Source organism: Kushneria indalinina DSM 14324, from assembly GCF_003385845.1.
Classification (GTDB): Bacteria; Pseudomonadota; Gammaproteobacteria; order Pseudomonadales; family Halomonadaceae; genus Kushneria; species Kushneria indalinina.
In genome coordinates, this window is sequence record NZ_QRDJ01000006.1 from 1,272,706 (window position 1) to 1,292,010 (window position 19,305).

22 protein-coding genes and 1 other RNA gene are annotated in these 19,305 nt (G+C 59.9%); 6 read left to right on the top strand and 17 right to left on the bottom strand.

Translation table 11 applies throughout. The features are described 5' to 3' along the window. Positions 1 to 26 precede the first annotated feature (26 nt). From C8D72_RS05955 to rsmI, 5 genes are all read right to left on the bottom strand, one after another. Positions 27 to 1,772: a peptidoglycan D,D-transpeptidase FtsI family protein gene (locus tag C8D72_RS05955; protein ID WP_115853420.1), complete on the bottom strand. Its 1,746-nt coding sequence runs from the start codon at positions 1,770 to 1,772 to the stop codon at positions 27 to 29. After that, complete coding sequence (ftsL, locus tag C8D72_RS05960; protein ID WP_115853421.1) at positions 1,769 to 2,101, bottom strand: cell division protein FtsL; 333 nt, start codon at positions 2,099 to 2,101, stop codon at positions 1,769 to 1,771. Before ftsL ends, C8D72_RS05955 begins: the two co-directional genes overlap by 4 nt. A gap of 5 nt (positions 2,102 to 2,106) precedes the next feature. After that, positions 2,107 to 3,066 (bottom strand): 16S rRNA (cytosine(1402)-N(4))-methyltransferase RsmH, encoded by a 960-nt coding sequence (rsmH, locus tag C8D72_RS05965; protein ID WP_115853422.1) that lies wholly within the window; start codon positions 3,064 to 3,066, stop codon positions 2,107 to 2,109. A gap of 31 nt (positions 3,067 to 3,097) precedes the next feature. Beyond that, an RNA gene (rnpB, locus tag C8D72_RS05970) (RNase P RNA component class A) lies at positions 3,098 to 3,463 on the bottom strand. A gap of 111 nt (positions 3,464 to 3,574) precedes the next feature. Continuing rightward, positions 3,575 to 4,441 (bottom strand): 16S rRNA (cytidine(1402)-2'-O)-methyltransferase, encoded by an 867-nt coding sequence (gene rsmI / locus C8D72_RS05975; RefSeq protein WP_115853423.1) that lies wholly within the window; start codon positions 4,439 to 4,441, stop codon positions 3,575 to 3,577. Positions 4,442 to 4,607: 166 nt separating this feature from the next. On the opposite strand from rsmI, the gene C8D72_RS05980 reads away from it, so the two are divergent. The 4 genes from C8D72_RS05980 to C8D72_RS05995 all read left to right on the top strand — a co-directional run bounded on the left by C8D72_RS05980 (position 4,608) and on the right by C8D72_RS05995 (position 7,949). Further along, on the top strand, positions 4,608 to 6,338 hold the full coding sequence (locus C8D72_RS05980) for a penicillin-binding protein activator (protein WP_115853424.1): 1,731 nt from the start codon (positions 4,608 to 4,610) through the stop codon (positions 6,336 to 6,338). 6 nt (positions 6,339 to 6,344) lie between these two features. Then, positions 6,345 to 6,719: a YraN family protein gene (locus C8D72_RS05985; protein ID WP_115853425.1), complete on the top strand. Its 375-nt coding sequence runs from the start codon at positions 6,345 to 6,347 to the stop codon at positions 6,717 to 6,719. Between the two features lie 77 nt (positions 6,720 to 6,796). Beyond that, entirely contained in the window at positions 6,797 to 7,390 is a 594-nt protein-coding gene (locus C8D72_RS05990; RefSeq protein WP_115853642.1) for a phosphoheptose isomerase, read from the top strand. Between the two features lie 31 nt (positions 7,391 to 7,421). Beyond that, positions 7,422 to 7,949, top strand: a complete 528-nt coding sequence (locus tag C8D72_RS05995) for a BON domain-containing protein (RefSeq protein WP_170140511.1) — start codon at positions 7,422 to 7,424, stop codon at positions 7,947 to 7,949. A 112-nt stretch (positions 7,950 to 8,061) separates the two neighbouring features. Here C8D72_RS05995 and C8D72_RS06000 read toward each other — a convergent pair whose 3' ends face one another. From C8D72_RS06000 to zapE, 5 genes are all read right to left on the bottom strand, one after another. Further along, on the bottom strand, positions 8,062 to 8,550 hold the full coding sequence (locus tag C8D72_RS06000) for a ClpXP protease specificity-enhancing factor (RefSeq protein WP_115853427.1): 489 nt from the start codon (positions 8,548 to 8,550) through the stop codon (positions 8,062 to 8,064). Positions 8,551 to 8,646: 96 nt separating this feature from the next. Then, positions 8,647 to 9,276, bottom strand: a complete 630-nt coding sequence (gene sspA, locus C8D72_RS06005; protein WP_115853428.1) for a stringent starvation protein SspA — start codon at positions 9,274 to 9,276, stop codon at positions 8,647 to 8,649. 163 nt (positions 9,277 to 9,439) lie between these two features. Then, entirely contained in the window at positions 9,440 to 9,832 is a 393-nt protein-coding gene (gene rpsI, locus C8D72_RS06010) for a 30S ribosomal protein S9 (RefSeq protein WP_115853429.1), read from the bottom strand. Positions 9,833 to 9,844: 12 nt separating this feature from the next. Continuing rightward, entirely contained in the window at positions 9,845 to 10,273 is a 429-nt protein-coding gene (gene rplM / locus C8D72_RS06015; RefSeq protein ID WP_115853430.1) for a 50S ribosomal protein L13, read from the bottom strand. Positions 10,274 to 10,422: 149 nt separating this feature from the next. Then, positions 10,423 to 11,577 (bottom strand): cell division protein ZapE, encoded by a 1,155-nt coding sequence (zapE, locus tag C8D72_RS06020; protein ID WP_115853643.1) that lies wholly within the window; start codon positions 11,575 to 11,577, stop codon positions 10,423 to 10,425. Positions 11,578 to 11,784: 207 nt separating this feature from the next. Between zapE and C8D72_RS06025 the strand changes: the two genes are divergently transcribed. Then, positions 11,785 to 12,234 (top strand): Z-ring associated ZapG family protein, encoded by a 450-nt coding sequence (locus C8D72_RS06025; protein WP_170140512.1) that lies wholly within the window; start codon positions 11,785 to 11,787, stop codon positions 12,232 to 12,234. Positions 12,235 to 12,266: 32 nt separating this feature from the next. On the opposite strand, the gene C8D72_RS06030 is transcribed toward C8D72_RS06025, so the two are convergent. Continuing rightward, positions 12,267 to 13,022 (bottom strand): Nif3-like dinuclear metal center hexameric protein, encoded by a 756-nt coding sequence (locus C8D72_RS06030; protein ID WP_115853644.1) that lies wholly within the window; start codon positions 13,020 to 13,022, stop codon positions 12,267 to 12,269. Positions 13,023 to 13,220: 198 nt separating this feature from the next. Between C8D72_RS06030 and C8D72_RS06035 the strand changes: the two genes are divergently transcribed. Then, on the top strand, positions 13,221 to 14,459 hold the full coding sequence (locus C8D72_RS06035; RefSeq protein ID WP_115853432.1) for a trypsin-like peptidase domain-containing protein: 1,239 nt from the start codon (positions 13,221 to 13,223) through the stop codon (positions 14,457 to 14,459). Positions 14,460 to 14,490: 31 nt separating this feature from the next. Here C8D72_RS06035 and hisD read toward each other — a convergent pair whose 3' ends face one another. The 6 genes from hisD to C8D72_RS06065 all read right to left on the bottom strand — a co-directional run bounded on the left by hisD (position 14,491) and on the right by C8D72_RS06065 (position 19,293). Beyond that, entirely contained in the window at positions 14,491 to 15,807 is a 1,317-nt protein-coding gene (gene hisD / locus C8D72_RS06040; protein WP_115853433.1) for a histidinol dehydrogenase, read from the bottom strand. A 100-nt stretch (positions 15,808 to 15,907) separates the two neighbouring features. Next, positions 15,908 to 16,564: an ATP phosphoribosyltransferase gene (hisG, locus tag C8D72_RS06045; protein WP_115853434.1), complete on the bottom strand. Its 657-nt coding sequence runs from the start codon at positions 16,562 to 16,564 to the stop codon at positions 15,908 to 15,910. A gap of 54 nt (positions 16,565 to 16,618) precedes the next feature. After that, a complete protein-coding gene (gene murA, locus C8D72_RS06050) occupies positions 16,619 to 17,878 on the bottom strand; it encodes a UDP-N-acetylglucosamine 1-carboxyvinyltransferase (protein WP_115853435.1) in 1,260 nt (419 codons plus the stop codon). Between the two features lie 20 nt (positions 17,879 to 17,898). Next, entirely contained in the window at positions 17,899 to 18,156 is a 258-nt protein-coding gene (locus C8D72_RS06055; protein WP_115853436.1) for a BolA family protein, read from the bottom strand. Between the two features lie 127 nt (positions 18,157 to 18,283). Next, positions 18,284 to 18,637 (bottom strand): STAS domain-containing protein, encoded by a 354-nt coding sequence (locus tag C8D72_RS06060; RefSeq protein WP_115853437.1) that lies wholly within the window; start codon positions 18,635 to 18,637, stop codon positions 18,284 to 18,286. Next, positions 18,637 to 19,293: an MlaC/ttg2D family ABC transporter substrate-binding protein gene (locus tag C8D72_RS06065; protein ID WP_115853438.1), complete on the bottom strand. Its 657-nt coding sequence runs from the start codon at positions 19,291 to 19,293 to the stop codon at positions 18,637 to 18,639. Before C8D72_RS06065 ends, C8D72_RS06060 begins: the two co-directional genes overlap by 1 nt. Positions 19,294 to 19,305 lie beyond the last annotated feature (12 nt).

Genomic DNA, 19,305 nt, shown 5'->3' on the forward strand with positions numbered 1-19,305 from the left:
CATCGGCCAGCGTGCCGGTCGGCAAATCAGGCACCAGGCGCCTCCTTGCTCTGATCGTCGGGGGGAATGTCAAGAAGGCGCAGCGCATTGCCGGCCACTCTGGAAAAGATCGGGGCAGCCACCAGGCCGCCGTAATACTCTTTGCCCTTGGGATTATCGATCGAGATCACGGTCACGATCCGTGGGTTGCTCGCCGGCGCAATGCCCACAAAATTGGAGCGATAAGCCTCTTTCTGATAACCGGTATTGCCCACCTTGCGGACGGTACCGGTCTTGCCGGCTACCCGATAACCCTCCAGGGCTGCACGCGTACCGCCACCGCCCGGCTCCACAACCGTCTCCATCATGCGGATCAGCTCATGAGACGTTTTGGGGGACATCACCCGATGTCCCTCGGGAGGCTTGTTCAGCTTGAGCAGTGAAGGCGGCAGCTGCTTGCCATCGTTGGTAACCGCCGTATAGGCGCTGGCCAACTGCACCGCATTGACCGACAGGCCGTAGCCATAGGAGAGCGTGGCGCGCTTGGCCTTGGACCAGCTAAAGGGCGATGGCAGGCTGCCGGTGGCTTCGCCAGGGAAACCGAGCCCTGTGGGGTGCCCCAGCTTCATCGAGTCATAGACATTCCAGATCGCATCGTCCGGCAGGGCCAGCGCCATGTGGGTCATGCCGATATTGGAAGAGTGGGTAATGACCCCGGTCATGTCCAGCTTGCCGAAATTGCGGGTATCCTTGATGGTGTAGCCATCCACCATCATCCAGCCAGGGCTGGTATCCATGGGCGTATCGGGGGTGAACTTGCCGGACTCGAGGCCCGCACTCATCGCCAGCGGCTTCATGACCGAGCCGGGCTCGAAGGCATCGGTCAGCGACCGATTGCGCAGCCCTGCCGGATCCACGCTGGTGCGATTATTGGGGTTATAGGAGGGCAGACTGACCATGGCCAGCACCTCACCGGAGTGGGCGTCCATCATGACCATGGTGCCACTGTCGGCGTTGTGTTCGTTAACTGCCGCCTTGAGCTCGCGATAGGCCAGATACTGCAGACGCAGATTGATCGAGAGCGTCACGTCCCCGCCCGGATGAGCCTCGCGAATCATGTGCAGATCGCGTACCAGCTGACCCTTGCGGTCCTGCAGCACACGACGCTGACCCGGGCGACCGGAGAGGTAGCGGTCAAAGGCAAGCTCGAGCCCTTCCTGACCGTGGTCATCGATGTTGGTCATGCCCACCAGCTGCGAGGTCACCTCACCGGCCGGATAGTAGCGCTTGTATTCGTGACGACCATGCACGCCGGGGATATCGAGCGCCAGCACACGATCGGCAGGCTCGGGCGTCACCCGGCGCTTGAGATACATGAACTCCTTGTCACGATAGTTCTGCACCCGCGCCATGAGATCAGAGGGTCGCTCACCCAGCGCATCAGCCAGGCGCGTCAGCTGCACCGGATCTTCGGGAAGATCGCCGGGGTTGGCCCACAGGGTGACCACCGGTGTGGAGACCGCCAGCGGTTCGCCGTCGCGGTCGGTAATCATGCCGCGGTGGGCATCAATGTTCTGCACCCGAATGGTTCTGGAATCCCCCTGCCCCTGCAGGAACTGATGGTCGACCACCTGCAGATAAACAATACGACCCACCAGCACCGCCATGGCCATGAAGATGATGGCCAGCACGAATCGATAGCGCCAGATCGGCATGGCGGCCACATGGCTTGATGCCGTCTCGCCACCATACATGCGTGCATTGCGCCCGACACGGCGGTCCTGTTCGCTCATGGCCGCATGACTCTGGTGTGATGAACATCCGGCACATGCATCTCGAGACGATCACGGGCCAGATTTTCAATACGTGACGGGGTCGACCAGGTACTTTCTTCAAGCAGCAGACGGCTCCAGACCGTCTGGAGCTGGTCATGTTCACGCTCCATGGTCTGCAGTCGCGCATACTGGGAGCGCGTGTGATAGGCCGTGCTGATAACGCCAAGCGCTGAAAGGATGACCAGTACCAGCAGCACCAGTACAACGCCGTGCATGAAGGTCAGACGGAGTCGGAAGGGCCACTGCCATTGTCCGCCCGAAGGGGGACCCTGAGTGCGTTCAACCATGGTGACTAGACCTCCTGCCCCAGCTTGCGAGCCACACGCATGACCGCACTGCGGGCGCGGACATTGAGCCCGGTTTCCTGCTCATCCGGGCGTATGGCCTTGCCTACCGGGGCCATGTCACGCTGGATCTGGTCTTCGCGCAGCGGCATGTGACGCGGCAGATGCTGATCGCCCCGGGACTTGTCACGGATAAAGCGCTTGACCAGACGGTCTTCAAGCGAGTGAAAGCTGATCACCACCAGACGACCACCGGGCGCCAGCGCTTCAAGCGCGGCACTCAATGCGCGCTCAAGCTGGCCCAGCTCATCGTTGAGGTGAATACGAATGGCCTGAAAGGCACGCGTGGCGGGATGGCGCCCCTTCTCCCATGCCGGATGGGCCGTCTTCAAAAGCTCGGCAAGCTCTACGGTACGGGTAATGGGGGTTTCCCTGCGCCGTTCTACCACGGCACGTGCCAGCCGTTTGGCGAAGCGCTCCTCGCCCAGACGCTTGAAGACGTCGGCGATATCGCGCTCGGGCGTCTCGGCAATCCATTGAGCGGCACTGATACCGGAATCGGGATCCATGCGCATGTCCAGCGGGCCATCACGCATGAAGCTGAAGCCGCGACCGGCGTCATCCAGCTGAGGAGAGGAAACGCCGACATCCAGCAAGATGCCGGAAAGCCTGCCATGCACCCCTTGCTGGCGTGCCACTTCGTCCAGATCGGCGAAGGTGGCGCGAACCATGTTGAATCGCGAATCATTGATGTCCGCCGCAGCGGCAAGCGCATCGGGGTCCCGGTCGATGGCGACAAGACGCCCCTGGTCGTTCAGGCGCTCCAGAATGGCGCGGGAGTGCCCGCCACGCCCGAATGTGCCGTCCAGATAGAGGCCATCCGGGCGTTGAACGAGGGCATCGACGGCACCCTCAAGCAGGACGCTTTCATGCTTGTGGTCTTGCCGGATACCTGGGGTCTGATTCATGAGGGCTCAAGGGATGTTTCAAGGGAAAACAGGTGGGAGTCGGCCTGTAAGCCGGGTTCTGTCGAGAACAGTCATTCCTCTAGGGCGTTCGTCACCGAACGCCTCAAGCAACCTACCCGAACCCGACGCGGGCCACGCCAATGGGTTCCTATTCGGTCTTGCTCCGGATGGGGTTTACCTTGCCACGACCTGTTACCAGGCGCGCGGTGCGCTCTTACCGCACCCTTTCACCCTTGCCGTCGGCATCGAGAGACTCGACACCGCTTGGGCGGTCTACTCTCTGCTGCACTTTCCGTCGGCTCGCGCCGCCCAGGCGTTACCTGGCATCCTGCCCTGTGGAGCCCGGACTTTCCTCCCCCGAACCCGAAGGTCCGGCGGCGACTGTCCGGCCGACTCCCAAGCGCGCAAGAATATCAGTGCCGAACCCCGGCTCCAAGCGCGTTAACCATTTTTATCCTTGTGCACGGGCATTTGTGACGCCCTGGCAACAATTATTTACGCAGTTCGTCTACTGAGACGGCTTGCCATCCTTGAGCGTCTGGGCACGCTGGTACCAGTCACTTTTGCGCCCGCCCAGTACTCGTGTCGCCACACTTGCCGACTGCTTGACCCCCACGCCCTCTTCAAGCAGCGATGAGAGCAGCTGATCGGCATCGATCTGGCTGCTGTCCGTATGCTCTCTTTCCGGCGCCGGCGCCATCATGACCACGAACTCGCCGCGCACCTGGTCAGCATCTTCTGCCATGCGTTCAAGCAGCTCGCGCGCCGTTCCCTGCAGGAAGGTTTCAAAGGTCTTGGTCAGCTCGCGCGCGATCACCACGGGGCGCTCACCACAAACGATCTCGATATCCTCCAGAAGCTGGCGAATACGATGGGGCGATTCATAAAGCACCAGCGTCACCGGCAACTCGACGACATCGCCCAAACGCTGGCGTCGCCCTGAGCTTTTGGCTGGTAGAAAGCCTTCGAACAGGAAACGCTCCGTCGGTAACCCGGCAGCACTGAGTGCCGTGATCAGCGCACTGGGACCGGGAATGGGGATGATGGTGTAATCCGCCGCCCGCAGCGCCTGCACCAGACGATAGCCCGGATCGGAAATCAGCGGTGTACCGGCATCGCTGATCAGAGCGACGCGCTGGCCCTCATCAAGGGCCTGTCTGATACGCTCGATTCGCGAGGTTTCGTTGTGCTCGTGAAGGGACACCAGAGGTACACGCACCCCGATATGATCGAGCAGACGCACGCTGTGGCGGGTGTCTTCAGCGGCGATCAGATCGGCCTGTGCCAGGGTATCCATGGCCCGTCTGGAGAGGTCATCAAGGTTACCAATCGGGGTGGCAACCACGTACAATGCGCCCTTGCTAAAACTATTCATGTCATCACACTACGCTGGTTCGGACGCGTTATTGCCTTCGGATTCGCCTGTGTCATGACAAACAACATTACAGGCTCGACTGGAGCTGCATGGTACGCCGTGCAGTTCGCGGACGCCACGCTGTGGCGCCATCACGGAGACCGGCAAGAAAAGGAAATGCTCAGGCATGCGAACATCATTTACCAGACTGGCCGGCGCGGCCATGGTGGCACTGACACTGGCAGGCTGTGCCGGCACATCGGGCATTGTTGATCGCTTTGGCGGCCAGTCCTCCGATGACCTTCTGCGTCAGGCCCAGCAACAACAGGGCGGCGAGGCGGCAACAACCCGTCTTCAGGCCGCCGAAATACTGCAGCGTCAGGGCAACAATACGCGCGCTCTGGAAGTGGCCAACGACCTTGACCGCTCGGTACTTCCCGCTGATCAACAACTTCGCTGGGCACTATTGACGTCACGTGCCGCGCTGGACCTGCAGGAGCCGCAGGCCGTGCTGGAGGCCACCGCCATTCTCGACAGCAACGTGGCGATGCCGGACAACGAAAGAAACACGCTGCTTGAGCGCCGCGGCCTGGCCCAGGCCATGAATAATCAGCCCATGGAGGCTGCACTTACCCTGACCGCCCTGCAGCAGCGCACGGGGGATACGCAGCTTAATGACACCATCTGGCGCCAGCTCAATCGCCTTGACCCGGGTCAGCTCGACCAGCTGGCCGGTCAGGGCAGCGTGGCAGCCGGCTGGGTCGAGCTGGCACGACTGCAGCGCCAGCAGGGTGCCAACATCAGCACCCTGACTGACGCCATCAGCCGCTGGCAGTCCAATAATTCGCGCCACCCGGCGTCTCGTCGCCTGCCCACGGATCTGAGTACCCTGGATGAAATCCGCGACCAGGAGATTCGCAAGATCGCCGTATTCCTGCCGCAGAGCGGATCACTCGAGTCCATCGCGACCGCTATCCGTGAAGGCATCCAGACCCGCGCCGACGACGTGCGCAGCCAGGGCGAGCAGGTACCGGAACTGGTCTTCTACGACACCACCGGCCAGGACCTAGAAAGCCTTTATGCGCGCGCTACCATGGAGGGCGCCCAGGCCGTCATTGGCCCACTCAGCAAGGAACAGGTCTCGCAGCTGGAGACCCGTGACGGTGTAGCCCTGCCGACGCTGGCCCTCAATTACGGCACGCACGATCACAACAGCGCCCGCAACCTGTTTCAGTACGGTCTGTCTGCCGAGGACGAAGCACGCCAGGCGGCGCAGCGTGCTCAGCTCGACGGTCACCACAGGGCCGGTGTCATGGTGCCTGACAACGAATGGGGCAGCCGCGTCCTGAGCGCCTTCCAAAAGAGCTGGCAGCAGGATGGCGGTGACCTGGTCAGCGTCCAGAGCTACGACCCGTCAGCATCCGCCACCTCCTCGGTGAAATCGGTCGTCAATGGCGGCCGCGGCCGGCCCGACATGCTTTTCCTGCTGGCCCTGCCCGGCTATGCCCGCCAGGTGCCGCCCACGCTTGATTATTATGACGCGGCAGACCTGCCGATCTATGCGACCTCGCATGTCTATGAAGGCTCGCCCCAGCCGAGAATGGATCACGATCTCAATGATGTGATGTTCGTGGACATCCCCTGGCTGATCCCCGAAGCAGCGGCCGGCGGCAGCGATGCCCTGCCCTTTGAATCCACCCGTGAGCGCCTGATCCAGGACGATCAGCCGGCATTGATCAAACTTCACGCCATGGGGGTAGATGCCTTTGAACTGGCACGTCGCCTGCCAGTCATGAGCGCCATTGGCGGGTTCGAACTTTATGGCGCGACCGGTCGTCTGGCGCCCGGACAGGATGGCCGGATCGTGCGCACCCTGCCCTGGGCAGTGTTTCGCAACGGCCAGCCGACGCTGCCCTGATCCGCCGTGACGCTTCGCCCTTTCAGTAGTCGCCAGCGCGGTCACGACATCGAGTCGTTGACCGCGCAGTGGCTTGAGCAACAGGGCTTGATCACGATTGCACGCAATCAGCATGTGCGAGGCGGGGAAACCGATCTCATCATGCGCGATGGTGAATATCTGGTCTTTGTTGAAGTGCGCTATCGCGCACGCCCCTCGCATGGCTCTCCGCTTGAAACCATCACCCCCGCCAAGCAGCGAAAGCTGATCCGGGCAGCGCGTTTTTATCTGCTCGACAAGCAGTTATCATGCCCCTGCCGCTTTGATGCGGTAGGCGTGACGGGTGAGCCTCCCAAACGCTTGCACTTTGAGTGGATCAAAAGCGCCTTTGATGCCTTTTGACCCCCGCCGTGAGATCGCGGGTGATCCCTGCCGTGACGCCGCGGGAATACAACGCCATTTACGATCTGAAGAGTGCCATGGACTTTCAATCACGCATCATCGATCACTTCAACGCCAGCATCGACGTCAAGACCTGGTCGAGCGAGGTCCTGCCCCCCTTCATCGAGGCTGCCAGCCATATCATGGTGCAAAGCCTGATCAATGACGGCAAGATCCTGACCTGCGGCAACGGCGGTAGCGCCGGCGATGCCCAACACTTTTCTTCCGAGCTGCTCAACCGCTTTGAGCGTGAACGCCCAAGCCTGCCCGCTCTGGCCTTGACCACGGACACGTCAACGATCACCTCGATCGCCAACGACTACAGCTACAACGATGTTTTTTCCAAGCAGATACGAGCGCTCGGCCAGCCCGGCGACGTGCTGCTGGCCATCTCGACCAGCGGCAACTCTGCCAATGTCATTCAGGCCATTCAGGCCGCGCACGATCGCGACATGATCGTTGTCGCCCTGACCGGCCGCGATGGCGGCAACATGGCCTCTCTGCTGGGTCAGGAAGACTGTGAAATTCGTGTACCTGCCACAGTGACGGCCCGCATTCAGGAAGTGCACCTGCTGGCCATCCACTGTCTTTGCGACCTGATCGATCACCAACTCTTTGGCAGCAATGAATAAGTCCTCTTTTCCCCGGATAACAGGCGCCCTGTTGCTTGGCGCAACGCTTGCCGTCAGCGGCTGCAGCACCATTACCGGCAGCAGTGGCTATGGTACGCGCACCAGCTACGCCATCGACCAGGACACACAGATCGCGCGCACGCTCTGGGACAGCATCCGGGCCGACGACAGCCTTGATGATACCCATATCAATGTCGACGCTTATAACGGCTTTGTGCTGCTGACCGGCCAGGTGGGCAGCGAAGCACAAAAGGCGCAGACAGGTGAGCTGGCCACGCGCATTCAGGGGGTTCGTCACCTGCGCAACGAGCTCGGCGTGGGTCCCAACAGCTCGACGCAGCAGCGACTGCAGGACACCTGGATCACCTCACGCGTGAAGGCGCGCCTGGCGACCAGCAATCGCATCGACAGCGATCGGGTCAGAATTCTGACTGAAAATGGCACGGTGTATCTGATGGGCATGGTCCGCTCCCGCGAAGCAGACTACCTGGTGCAGCTGGCATCGCAGACCAGTGGCGTCGAGCGCATCGTCAAGGCATTCGAATACCTTGATGTCTGACGTTTTCAGGCCACCCTGCCCGTGATCGCATCAGAGCACAAAAAACGGACCCGCTTTTGTAGCGGGTCCGTTGGCATTGCAGCATCAGATCAAGCGGCATCAAACCAAATTGCTACTTGATGACCTTCAGAGACGGACGACCTTTGCGAGGACGCGAGCTTTCGTCATCGTCATCATCGTTACTCTCGCCACTTTCCTCGTCCGTTTTGGCCACTGCGCCCAGATGTGAGTCACGCTCATCGAGGTCATCACTGTCCGGCTCGGCAACGCCCGACGCGTCATCCGGCATGACAGGCTCCTGGCCAAAGACCATGCCCACACCATTTTCACGCGCATAGATGGCAATGATGGCATCGATGGGCAGCTCGACAGTCATCGGCTGGCCGCCAAAACGGGCATTGAAAGCCACCATATCGTTTTCCATGAAAAGCTCTCGAACGGCACCCGGACCGATATTGAGAACAATCTGGCCGTTCTGAACGAACTGTTCCGGTACTACCACACCCGTACGTTCGGCATCGACAACGACATAAGGCGTACAGTCGTTGTCCAGCAGCCACTGATACAACGCACGAATCAGATAGGGACGGCTGGAATGCATGTTTTCACCTCACTGAAGAATGCATCAAAATGTAGACCCTGCGCATCAATCAGCATGTCTGCTGCAAAGCACCCGGTGCCTGCAGCGATGATCCGATCAGGTGCGAAGCTCACGCTCCGACTCAAGAAGCGATGCTCTGAAAGCGTCCCGCGCAAACAGCCTTTCCATATAGCTCATCAGCGGCTTGACCTGCTGTTCGGGCAGCTCGACACCCAGTGCCGGCAAACGCCAGAGGATGGGAGCCAGACAGCAGTCCACCAGCGAAAATTCTTCGCTCATGAAAAACGGGATATCTTCAAAAATCGGGCTGATGCCTATCAGGCTCTCACGCAATTCCTTGCGTGCCTGCTCGACTTCCTTTTTGGAACCCGGCGACAGGATGCGCTCCACCATAGGGCACCATTCACGCTCGATACGGTGCATCCACAGACGGCTCTGAGCACGCGCTACGGGATATACCGGCAACAGAGGCGGATGCGGAAAACGTTCATCCAGGTACTCCATCATGACCTTTGATTCATAAAGAACCAGATCACGATCGATCAGTGTCGGCACACTATTGTAGGGGTTAAGATCAGCCAGCTCCGCCGGACGATGCTCATCGTTGACCTCGATGATGTCAACGGAAATCCCCTTTTCGGCCAGCACGATCCTGACGCGATGGCTGTAATGGTCGTCACTGCCTGTATAGAACGTCATCGACGATCGTTTGGCCACAACACCCATAGAAAGTCCTCACTTTAATGACGAGCTGGATGATAACACGAGAGCACACGTCTCGGGTTGCCGGATTGGCAACCACAGCGTTTCAACAGGGATGGAAAACAGCTTCTCAGACACAAAAACGCCCGGGAAAACACCCGGGCGTCCTGAGACATGACGTCGAAGCTTAACGCTTGGAGAACTGGGGACGACGACGTGCCTTGCGCAGACCCACTTTCTTACGCTCGACCATACGCGCATCGCGCGTGACATAGCCGGCGCTACGTAGCGGTGTGCGCAGCTCTTCATTGTAATCCATCAGGGCACGAGTAATGCCGTGACGAATGGCGCCTGCCTGTGCAGAACCGCCGCCACCCTGAACGGTGACATAAATGTCGAACTGGTTGGTCAGCTCGGTCAGCTCGAGCGGCTGGCGCACAACCATCTGGGCTGTAACGCGGCCGAAGTATTCATTGAGCTCACGCTTGTTGACCGTGATCTTGCCATTGCCCGGACGCAGGAAAACGCGTGCGGTAGAGGTCTTGCGGCGGCCTGTGCCGTAGTACTGCTGCTGTGCCATGAAAATGTTCCTTTAGAGATTCAGTGCCTGAGGTTGCTGCGCCGCGTGAGGATGCTCACCACCGGCATAAACCTTGAGCTTGGAATACATGGCGCGACCCAGCGGGCCCTTGGGCAGCATTCCCTTGACAGCGATTTCGATGACACGCTCCGGCGCATGATCGATCATCTGCTCGAAGTTCATCGAACGCAGGCCACCGGGGTAACCGGTATGGCGATAATACTGCTTGGCAAAGGACTTCTTGCCGGTCACACGGACCTTCTCGGCGTTGACGATGACGATGTAATCGCCGGTATCAACGTGAGGGGTATATTCGGGCTTGTGCTTGCCGCGCAGACGGCGAGCAACCTCGGTAGCCAGTCGACCCAGAGTCTTGTCTGCAGCGTCGATGACATACCAGTCGCGCTGCACGGACTGCGGTTTGGCGCTGAACGTCTTCATGTATGAATCACCATGGTTGTGGCGAGAGCACTGCTTCCGCTCTGCCAATCCCTATTTTTCTTGGTTGTTGCCCTGCAGGCAGAAACAACAACGATAAGCGAGCGCGCATTGTACAGAGCCAGCCCCCCGCGAACAAGGGTTAATCACAGTCAGGGCTTGTGCGTCAACGCCAGATAGTCGCTTGATTGCATCTCCTGCAGCCGCGATACCGTGCGTTCGAACTCGAACGCCAGCTCTCCGCCGCTGTACAGTGACTCGGGCTCGGCATCGGCCGACATCACCAGCTTGACGGCGCGATCGTAAAATTCGTCCACAAGGTTGATAAAGCGGCGCGCCTGATCCTCGATCGCGGCACCCATGACCGGCACGTTGGAAATCAGCACGCTGTGATACTGCCGCGAGAGCTCGATATAGTCATTCTGGCTGCGCGGCCCGTCACAAAGCGTTTTGAAATCAAACCAGACCACCCCGTCATGACAGCGACGCGCCGGCAGGGCACGGCCGTTGATGCGCAGCGTGTCTTCGTCGCCGGGCTCGCCGGCCAGATGAACAAAGCTTTCCTGCAGGGCCTCGTCGGCACTGTCGCCGGCCGGCGTATGGAAGACCTCTTCCCGAGTCAGCGTACGCATTCGATAATCGATGCCCGCATCGACATTGACCACCTCACAGTGACGATTGAGCAGATCAATGGCGGGCAGAAAGCGGTCACGCTGCAGGCCGTTTTTATACAACTCGTCCGGCACGATATTGGAGGTGGTCACCAGCACCACACCCTGCGCGAAAAGCGCATCAAGCAGGTTGCCCAGAATCATGGCATCGGTAATGTCCTTGACGAAAAATTCGTCGAGACAGATGACTCTGGCTTCTTCGGCAAGCTTCGCCGCTACCAGGGTCAGAGGGTTTTTCTGACCCTTATAAACTTCCATTTCCTTGTGCACACGCTGCATGAAACGATGAAAGTGTGTACGCATCTTGTCATCGAAGGGCAGACTGTCGTGAAAGGTATCGACCAGCCATGTCTTGCCGCGGCCCACGCCTCCCCAGAAATAGAGCCCCTTGATCTCCGGTTCGGCAGGGGCCGTGGGCGCTGATGACGTGTCCTTCCTGCCAAAAAAGCCCGACATTTTTGACTTGAGCCCGCTCTCTGACGCGGTGGTCGTCGAAGGTTTGGGACGCGGTCTGCTCGTCAGGGCGTCATAAAGACGCTGCAAATGCTCGACGGCCTTTTCCTGGGAGCTGTCATGCTGGAAGCCTTCACGTTCAAGATCCTGCCGGTACTGTTCTCGCGGGGAAAGTCTGGACATGTTATCTGGTGCCTTGCAGAAGATCGGGTACCCATGATTGTACAGCGTGACACATGCTGGTTCGCCCCTGGGCGATGAGTCATCATCGCTGATAAGCATGATTATGTCGTGAGTGAATTGACCCGAACAACAGGACGCCTTCTATAATGGCTCATCGCATGGTCACGCCGGTCGTGCGGGCAATCAGCATCGAAGAGGGGAATATTGGTGAACGAAGGCAATATTGATTGGATAGTCGCCATTGTGGCACTGCTGGCAGGCATCGTGATCGGCGTACTGATCCGCCATTTTTCTGGAAGCCAGAGAGCCGCCAGCCAGAAACTCAAGCAGAGACTCGCCGAAACCGAGCTTGAGCTCAAGGCGCTGCGCGAGAACGTGAATACGCATTTTGCTGACATCACGACGCTCGCCCGTAACATCACCCGTCAGAGTGAAGAGCTTCAGTCTCGACTCGACAGGGATGCCGACACCATGACCAGCGACCCGGCCCTTAAGCGCCACCGCCAGGTCGAATCTCCGGAGGACAGCGAAGCCGATACAACCTCCCTTCATGTTCCTCGCGACTACGCCGACAGCAATGGCACGCTTGATGAGAGTTATGGACTGCGCCAGAAACAGGAAGACGACAGCACCAACCCACAACCGCCCCGATACTGATTCGACAATGGCTGCCGGCGCGTCGGCAGTCGTTACACCGGATTATCGATATCGACGAAGCGATGCTCGACATCATGCTGCTGTGCCAGCCGTACGCCCAGGGCACGAATGCCGTCACGCTCGGTGGCGTGATGGCCGGCCGCATAGTAGGTAATGCCCATCTCGCGGGCCAGATGTGTCGTTCGCTCTGATACCTCACCGGAAACAAAGGCGTCCACGCCGGCTTCCGCAGCCTCGATGATCATGTCCTGGGCGCCGCCCGTACACCATGCAATACGCCTGATGGGTCGATCATGCCCTGAAATCATCAGCGGCTTGTGGTCAAGACGCTGCTGAAACTGCTGGGCCAGTGTTTGCTGTGAGCACTCCGTCATCTCGCCGTGATACAAAAGCCCCTGCCCCATCTCGCCGTCAAGCACGCCCTTCACCTGCCAGCCCATACGGTCGGCCAGCAGCACGTTATTGCCAAGCGTTGCGTGGGCATCCAGCGGCAGATGCCAGGCCACCAGATTGATATCGTGCGCCAGCAGCGTGGCAATACGGCGCTGCTTCATGCCCGTAATGGCCACCGGCTCGTTTTTCCAGAAGTAGCCGTGGTGAACCAGCACCATATCGGCCTGCCATGCCACCGCCTCATCGAGCAGCGCCTGACTGGCCGTCACACCGCTCATGATCCGTGTCACTCGATCACTGCCCTCGACCTGCAGACCGTTGACGGTAAAGTCCTTGAAACGCTCTGGAGCAAGCAGCGCATGCATGTCATCCAGCAATACCTTGCGTGCGGTCATATGGTTTCTCTCGGCCATCAATTCCTGAAAGTGTAACGCCTGCATCGGACATTGCTGACGCCTCGGTGATAAACTCGCTCAACTCTTACGCAACATTGTGATCGGCATTTGAGAAGGCAACGCCTTCACTCCGGATGCCGGGTCCCGATAATCTGCAAGTCTGCAGCCCAGGGCTGTCTGTTTCAAAAGGATGTTGTCATGCGCCGATTTCTGGTGCCCCTGATCTGGCCTGTCGTCTGCGGCGTACTGCTGGCGCTGGTACTGCTGGATCATATGCCGCAGATCATTGACAGCGGCGACCGCCTGGCCGGTAGCAGCCAGCAGGACCAGAGTGTTGCCGCCCCACCTGCCATGCAGGTCGCCACGCCACCCGTGCAGCGCACACCGCCGGTGACGCGGGACGCCACACCGCTGCAGCGTGGCCCGGGTACAGCCAGCTACTCCGATGCCGTTCAAAAGGCAGCGCCGGCCGTGGTCAATGTCTATTCATCGCGCCTGGTCGAGCGCGACCATCATCCACTGATGTCCGACCCCTTCTTTGAGCAGTTCTTTGGCAACAGCCGGTCCGGCCGGCGACGCATGCTCTCGAGTCTGGGCTCGGGCGTCATCGTCAGCGATGAAGGCTACATCCTGACCAACAACCACGTGATCAGCGGTGCCGATGAAGTCCAGATTGCCCTGCGTGACGGCCGCGAGACGCTGGCGACCGTCATCGGCACCGACCCGGAAACGGATCTGGCCGTTCTCAAGATCGATCTCGACAACCTGCCGGTCATCGACCTTGCCGATGCTACCAATACCCGTGTCGGCGACATTGCCCTGGCCATCGGCAACCCCTTCGGCGTCGGACAGACCGTGACCATGGGCATTATCAGCGCCACCGGCCGCAATCATCTGGGGCTCAACGCCTACGAGGATTTCATTCAAACGGATGCCGCCATCAATCCGGGCAATTCAGGCGGCGCGCTGGTCAATGCCGAAGGCGCGCTTGTTGGGATCAATACGGCCATCTTTTCACGTACCGGTGGATCACAGGGCATCGGGTTTGCCATCCCTACCAACCTGGCACACGGCATTCTCAATGATCTGGTCACCCGTGGGCGGGTGGTCAGGGGCTGGCTGGGCATCGAGGCCAGAGAGGTCAGTTCAAGCCTTGCCTCGTCGCTGGATATCAACGCCCCACGCGGGGTCGTGGTATCGGATGTGGTGGAGGGTGGCCCGGCGGCACAGGCCGGCATCCGGGTGGGCGATCTGATTTTGTCGATCGATGGCAAGCCGCTGCTGGATGCCCAGACCGCCATGGTGGATATCGCCGAGATCGAGCCTGGCAAACAGCTGCCGGTCGAGCTTTATCGCAGCGGCAAGCGGTTTGGCGTCAACGTGAGTGTGGGCGAGCGCCCCAGCCGACCGGTGTCGCCGGCACAGCCCGAAAGCTGACCGGCGGCTAATGGCTGAAAGTGTCCGGATATCAGCCCTTGTCGCTATCGATCCGGTTTTCGGCCGAACGGGCGTGCGCCGTCAGCGACTCGCCTCTTGCCAGTACGGACGCCGTTTTTCCAAGCGTTGACGCCCCCTGCGGTGAGCACTGAATCAGCGACGAGCGTTTTTGGAAGTCATAAACCCCCAGTGGCGAGGAAAAACGCGCCGTGCCAGAGGTGGGCAGCACGTGGTTGGGCCCGGCACAGTAATCACCCAGCGCCTCGGCCGTATAGCGACCCATGAAAATGGCACCGGCATGACGCACCTGCTCTGCCAGCCGCTGTGGCTCGGCCACCGAAAGCTCCAGGTGTTCCGGCGCGATGCGATTGGCAAGCGTTATGGCCTGCGCCTCGTCATCGACCTGAATCAGGGCGCCACGGCGCGACAGCGATTCGCGGATGATGTCGGCACGCTCAAGCGTGGGCAGCAACCGCTCGATGCTCTGTGCTACCGCCTCCAGATGCTGCGCGTCCCAGCTGATCAAAATCGCCTGAGCGTCTTCATCGTGCTCGGCCTGCGAGAATAGATCCATCGCCAGCCAGTCCGGATCGGTGCCGCCATCAGAGACCACCAGGATTTCCGACGGTCCGGCAATCATGTCGATGCCGACCTGTCCGAACACCGCGCGCTTGGCCGTGGCCACAAAGATATTGCCCGGCCCCACAATCTTGTCGACCCTTGGGATCGTTTCGGTCCCAAACGCCAGTGCCGCCACGGCCTGCGCCCCACCAATGGTGAAAACCCGGGCCACGCCGGCCACATGAGCCGCGGCCAGCACCAGCTCATTGAGCACGCCGTCCGGCGTGGGTACGACCATGACGATGTCTTCCACGCCGGCCACGTGGGCTGGAATGACGTTCATCAGCACCGATGACGGATAGGCGGCCTTGCCACCGGGCACATAGACGCCGGCCCTGTCCAGGGGCGTCACCTTCTGGCCCAGCATGGTGCCGTCGGCTTCCTCGTAGGACCAGGATTCGGGCTTCTGGCGTTCGTGGTAGGCGCGAATGCGATCACCCGCCACCGCCAGTGCCTGGCGCTGCGCTTCCGGCAGCCCATGCCATGCCTGTTCCAGTCGCTCGGCGCTCAATGTCAGTGCCGACATATCCTGAACGTCAAGACGATCGAACTGACGGGTGAGATCCATGACGGCGGCATCGCCGCGGCGACGAACATCGGCAATGATGGCGTCCACGCTGCGCTGGACCTCGGCGCTTGAAACGCTTTCCCAGTCCAGCAGTGCTTCCAGCCGGGTATCGAAATCCGGCTGCTGTGTAGAAAGTCGATGTATGCTCTGCTTGTCCATCACGCCTGAATGACTCCTTGCATTCCGGCCTGTGCCGGAAAGTATCATGCGACACCGATAGAGCAGCGTCCTGCGCCGGCCGGTCAGTACCCGGTCGGACTCAGGACGACATGTCGCTGTAACGGCGCGCTTCCACGGCCTGTCCCATGCGCTCGATCAACGGCCCCAGTCGCGCGTGCTCCACGGTCATGGAGGCCTTGTTGACCACCAGACGCGTGCTGATATCAGCGATCAGCTCGCGCGGTGCCATACCGTTGGCACGCAGGGTATTGCCGGTATCCACGATATCGACGATCTCATCGGCGAGATTCATCAGCGGTGCCAGCTCCATGGCGCCGTACAGCTTGATGACCTCGGCCTGAATACCCAGTCCCGAGTAGTAGCGCCGGGCGATATTGACGAACTTGGTCGCCACACGACGCCGGGCACGCCCGGGGGTAACGCCCTCGATACCCGCCGTCATCAGGCGACAGCGTGAAATATCCAGATCCAGCGGCTCATAGAGCCCCTGGGCGCCATGTTCGAGCAGAACATCCTTGCCGGCCACACCCACGTCGGCGGCGCCCATCTGCACATAGGTCGGCACATCAACAGCACGCAAAATGACCAGCTTGACGTTTTCAAGCGTGGTGTCGAACAAGAGTTTTCGGCTCTTGTCTAGCGGCTCCAGCGGCTCAATGCCGGCAGCAGCCAGCAACGGCAGCGTCTCCTTGAGAATTCGACCCTTGGAGAGCGCCAGTATCAGCGGTTTACTCATGTGATCTTCAATGGCTGCAAAAATGAATCGGCGTGGCGTGTACCCGTGCGGCCCCTAGCGCGGCACGCGACGAATACGCGCCCCCATCAGCTGAAGCTTTTCCTCGATGCACTCGTAGCCGCGGTCGATGTGATAGATACGGTCCACTACCGTCTCACCCTCAGCGACCAGTGCGGCAATGACAAGGCTTGCCGAGGCGCGAAGATCGGTCGCCATGACGGGCGCGCCGCTCAAGTGCTCGACGCCGTTGACCAGTGCCGTGTTGCCTTCCAGAGAAATGTCCGCGCCCATGCGGTTGATTTCCTGAACATGCATGAAACGATTTTCAAAAATGGTTTCAACCACACGACCGCTGCCTTCGGCCACGGCGTTGAGCGCCACGAACTGCGCCTGCATGTCGGTCGGAAAGGCCGGATAGGGTGCCGTGCGAATGTTTACGGCTTTGGGCCGGCGACCATGCATGTCCAGCGAGATCCAGCCGTCGCCGGTTTCGATCTCGGCACCGGCTTCCTCCAGCTTGAGCAGCACCGCTTCCATGGTATCGGCGCGGGCATTACGCACCCGGACCCTGCCACGAGTCGCCGCTGCGGCCACCAGAAAGGTGCCGGTTTCGATGCGATCGGGCATGACGTCGTAGTGACAGCCGTGCAGGCGCTTGACGCCCTCGATGGTAATGGTGCTGCTGCCATGGCCGCTGATGTTTGCACCCATTGCGATCAGACACTCGGCCAGATCCACGATTTCAGGCTCGCGGGCGGCGTTTTCCAGCACGGTACGCCCTTCGGCAAGCGTTGCGGCCATCAGGAGGTTTTCCGTGCCCGTCACCGTAACCGTATCCATCACGATATGGACGCCTTTCAGACCATCGGGCGCTCTGGCACGAATGTAGCCGCTTTCCACCTTGATATCGGCGCCCATGGCCTGCAGACCGCGGATGTGCAGATCCACCGGGCGAGAGCCGATGGCGCAGCCGCCGGGCAGCGAGACATCGGCGGTGCCGAAATGGGCAAGCAATGGCCCCAGTACCAGAATCGAGGCCCGCATCTTCTTGACCAGGTCATAGGGGGCATGACAGTCCCTGACCCGACCATCGAGCTGGATGCTCATCTTCTCGCCCATGATGGGCTCTACCCCCATGCGCCCGAGCAGCTCGAGCGTGGTGGTAATGTCCTGCAGATGCGGCAGGTTGCCGATGGTTACCGGCTCATCGGCCAGCAACGTGGCAGCAAGAATGGGCAGGGCCGAATTCTTGGCACCCGACGTCCAGACTTCGCCGGACAGCGGCCGGCCACCGCTGATAATCAGTTTATCCATTCATCAGGCTTCCACGGCAATCAGGCACGATCTGAATCAGGTGACGCACTGGCCCACTGAGCCGGCGTCCTGGCCTTGATGGTAATGGCATGCAGCGCGCCGCTGGCAATCTCTTCGGAAAGCGCCGAATAGATCAGCTGCTGACGCTTGACGGGGCTCATGCCTTCAAAAACGTCACCGATGGCGGTGACCTGAAAATTGCACCCTTCTCCCTGAATATGAAATTCACATCCATCGATTCGGGCCTGGAGCAGGTGCTTGACCTCTTCGGGTTGCATGATGACTCCTGTACTGGTGTGTTGGGTGCCAATGGTAAATGAAAAGCATGACCCGGCGCGAATGGACATAAAAAAAAGGCGGCGTCAGTGACGCCGCCCTTCAATCATGAATTATCAACTCAGAGGTTCACGACTCGCCGGCTGTCGCAAACGAGGTTTCATGCGCCGGAAACACATCGCTCAACTCTGCCATCTCGATCAGCTCACGCATGCTGTCCGAAAGCGTGATGCGATCCACTTCCAGCGTTTTTTTCTGTGTCATGCGCAGCCATTCAAGCAGCACCGAGATGGTGGCGCTGCTGGTACGGTTAACGCCGCACAGATTAAAGGAGACCTGTGCCCCCTGATATTTCTCGAGCCAGTTGATACCGGCCCTGGCCAGCTCTGGCGCGTTGTCAAAGCCAGGTGCGCCCTTCAGGTAAAGGGCAGCATCGCGAGCCTCGAGGGTAACGGCATCATCGCTGTAGAGCGTATCGCTCATCAGCCCTGGGCCTTCTGGTTGTCCCCATCGCCCTCTTCAAGGTCAACATCGGGCGACCAGCCGTTGATGACCGCATCAAAGTCGCGGTTATTGGAGCGCATGGCCTGGTCAAACTGGTTGCGGAAAGTCAGCCCCAGATTGATGCCGTTGACCACCACGTTGATCACTTTCCACTCGCCGCTGCGCTCACGCATCGTGTAGGAGACCGGATAGCGCTGGCCATTGGCCGCCACGACCTCCATATCAACGCTGGCCTGATCTTCGTAGCGCGTGTTCTGATTGTTATCGAGTACACGCACGTCCTGGTAGTCAAACGTCACCAGCCCCTGGGCATAGGTATCAATCAGGGTCTGCTTGAACACGCGCGCAAACCGGCTGCGCTGCTCAGGGCTTGCCGCCTGAAAGTACTTGCCCATGACGCTTGCCGAGGCATAGCGCCAGTCAACGATGGGGTCGATGTTCTGCTCAACCACACTTTTGAGCTCATCGGGATGATTGCGATAGCGGTCCTGATTGTTGTCGAGCCTTGACATCAGTTGCTCAACGCTCTGGTTGACCACCTCGTGCGGAGACTGATTGGCCGCCTGAGCAGACATCACGCCCATGCCAATCATGGCCGCTACCAGCACACCCACATAACGGGAGACTTTTTTCATCTACATCACCTC

Excerpts from the sequence above, each read along its gene's own strand:
- rplM (WP_115853430.1), bottom strand. The coding sequence starts at position 10,273 with ATGAAGACGTTCAGCGCCAAACCGCAGTCCGTGCAGCGCGACTGGTAT.
- rpsI (WP_115853429.1), bottom strand. The coding sequence starts at position 9,832 with ATGGCACAGCAGCAGTACTACGGCACAGGCCGCCGCAAGACCTCTACC.
- C8D72_RS06065 (WP_115853438.1), bottom strand. The coding sequence starts at position 19,293 with ATGAAAAAAGTCTCCCGTTATGTGGGTGTGCTGGTAGCGGCCATGATT.
- C8D72_RS06030 (WP_115853644.1), bottom strand. The coding sequence starts at position 13,022 with ATGACCGCACGCAAGGTATTGCTGGATGACATGCATGCGCTGCTTGCT.
- C8D72_RS05980 (WP_115853424.1), top strand. The coding sequence starts at position 4,608 with ATGCGAACATCATTTACCAGACTGGCCGGCGCGGCCATGGTGGCACTG.
- C8D72_RS06060 (WP_115853437.1), bottom strand. The coding sequence starts at position 18,637 with ATGAGCGATACGCTCTACAGCGATGATGCCGTTACCCTCGAGGCTCGC.
- C8D72_RS06000 (WP_115853427.1), bottom strand. The coding sequence starts at position 8,550 with ATGCATTCCAGCCGTCCCTATCTGATTCGTGCGTTGTATCAGTGGCTG.
- C8D72_RS05990 (WP_115853642.1), top strand. The coding sequence starts at position 6,797 with ATGGACTTTCAATCACGCATCATCGATCACTTCAACGCCAGCATCGAC.
- hisG (WP_115853434.1), bottom strand. The coding sequence starts at position 16,564 with ATGAGTAAACCGCTGATACTGGCGCTCTCCAAGGGTCGAATTCTCAAG.
- rsmI (WP_115853423.1), bottom strand. The coding sequence starts at position 4,441 with ATGAATAGTTTTAGCAAGGGCGCATTGTACGTGGTTGCCACCCCGATT.
- sspA (WP_115853428.1), bottom strand. The coding sequence starts at position 9,276 with ATGGGTGTTGTGGCCAAACGATCGTCGATGACGTTCTATACAGGCAGT.
- C8D72_RS05955 (WP_115853420.1), bottom strand. The coding sequence starts at position 1,772 with ATGAGCGAACAGGACCGCCGTGTCGGGCGCAATGCACGCATGTATGGT.
- ftsL (WP_115853421.1), bottom strand. The coding sequence starts at position 2,101 with ATGGTTGAACGCACTCAGGGTCCCCCTTCGGGCGGACAATGGCAGTGG.
- rsmH (WP_115853422.1), bottom strand. The coding sequence starts at position 3,066 with ATGAATCAGACCCCAGGTATCCGGCAAGACCACAAGCATGAAAGCGTC.
- hisD (WP_115853433.1), bottom strand. The coding sequence starts at position 15,807 with ATGGACAAGCAGAGCATACATCGACTTTCTACACAGCAGCCGGATTTC.
- C8D72_RS06035 (WP_115853432.1), top strand. The coding sequence starts at position 13,221 with ATGCGCCGATTTCTGGTGCCCCTGATCTGGCCTGTCGTCTGCGGCGTA.
- murA (WP_115853435.1), bottom strand. The coding sequence starts at position 17,878 with ATGGATAAACTGATTATCAGCGGTGGCCGGCCGCTGTCCGGCGAAGTC.
- zapE (WP_115853643.1), bottom strand. The coding sequence starts at position 11,577 with ATGTCCAGACTTTCCCCGCGAGAACAGTACCGGCAGGATCTTGAACGT.
- C8D72_RS06055 (WP_115853436.1), bottom strand. The coding sequence starts at position 18,156 with ATGCAACCCGAAGAGGTCAAGCACCTGCTCCAGGCCCGAATCGATGGA.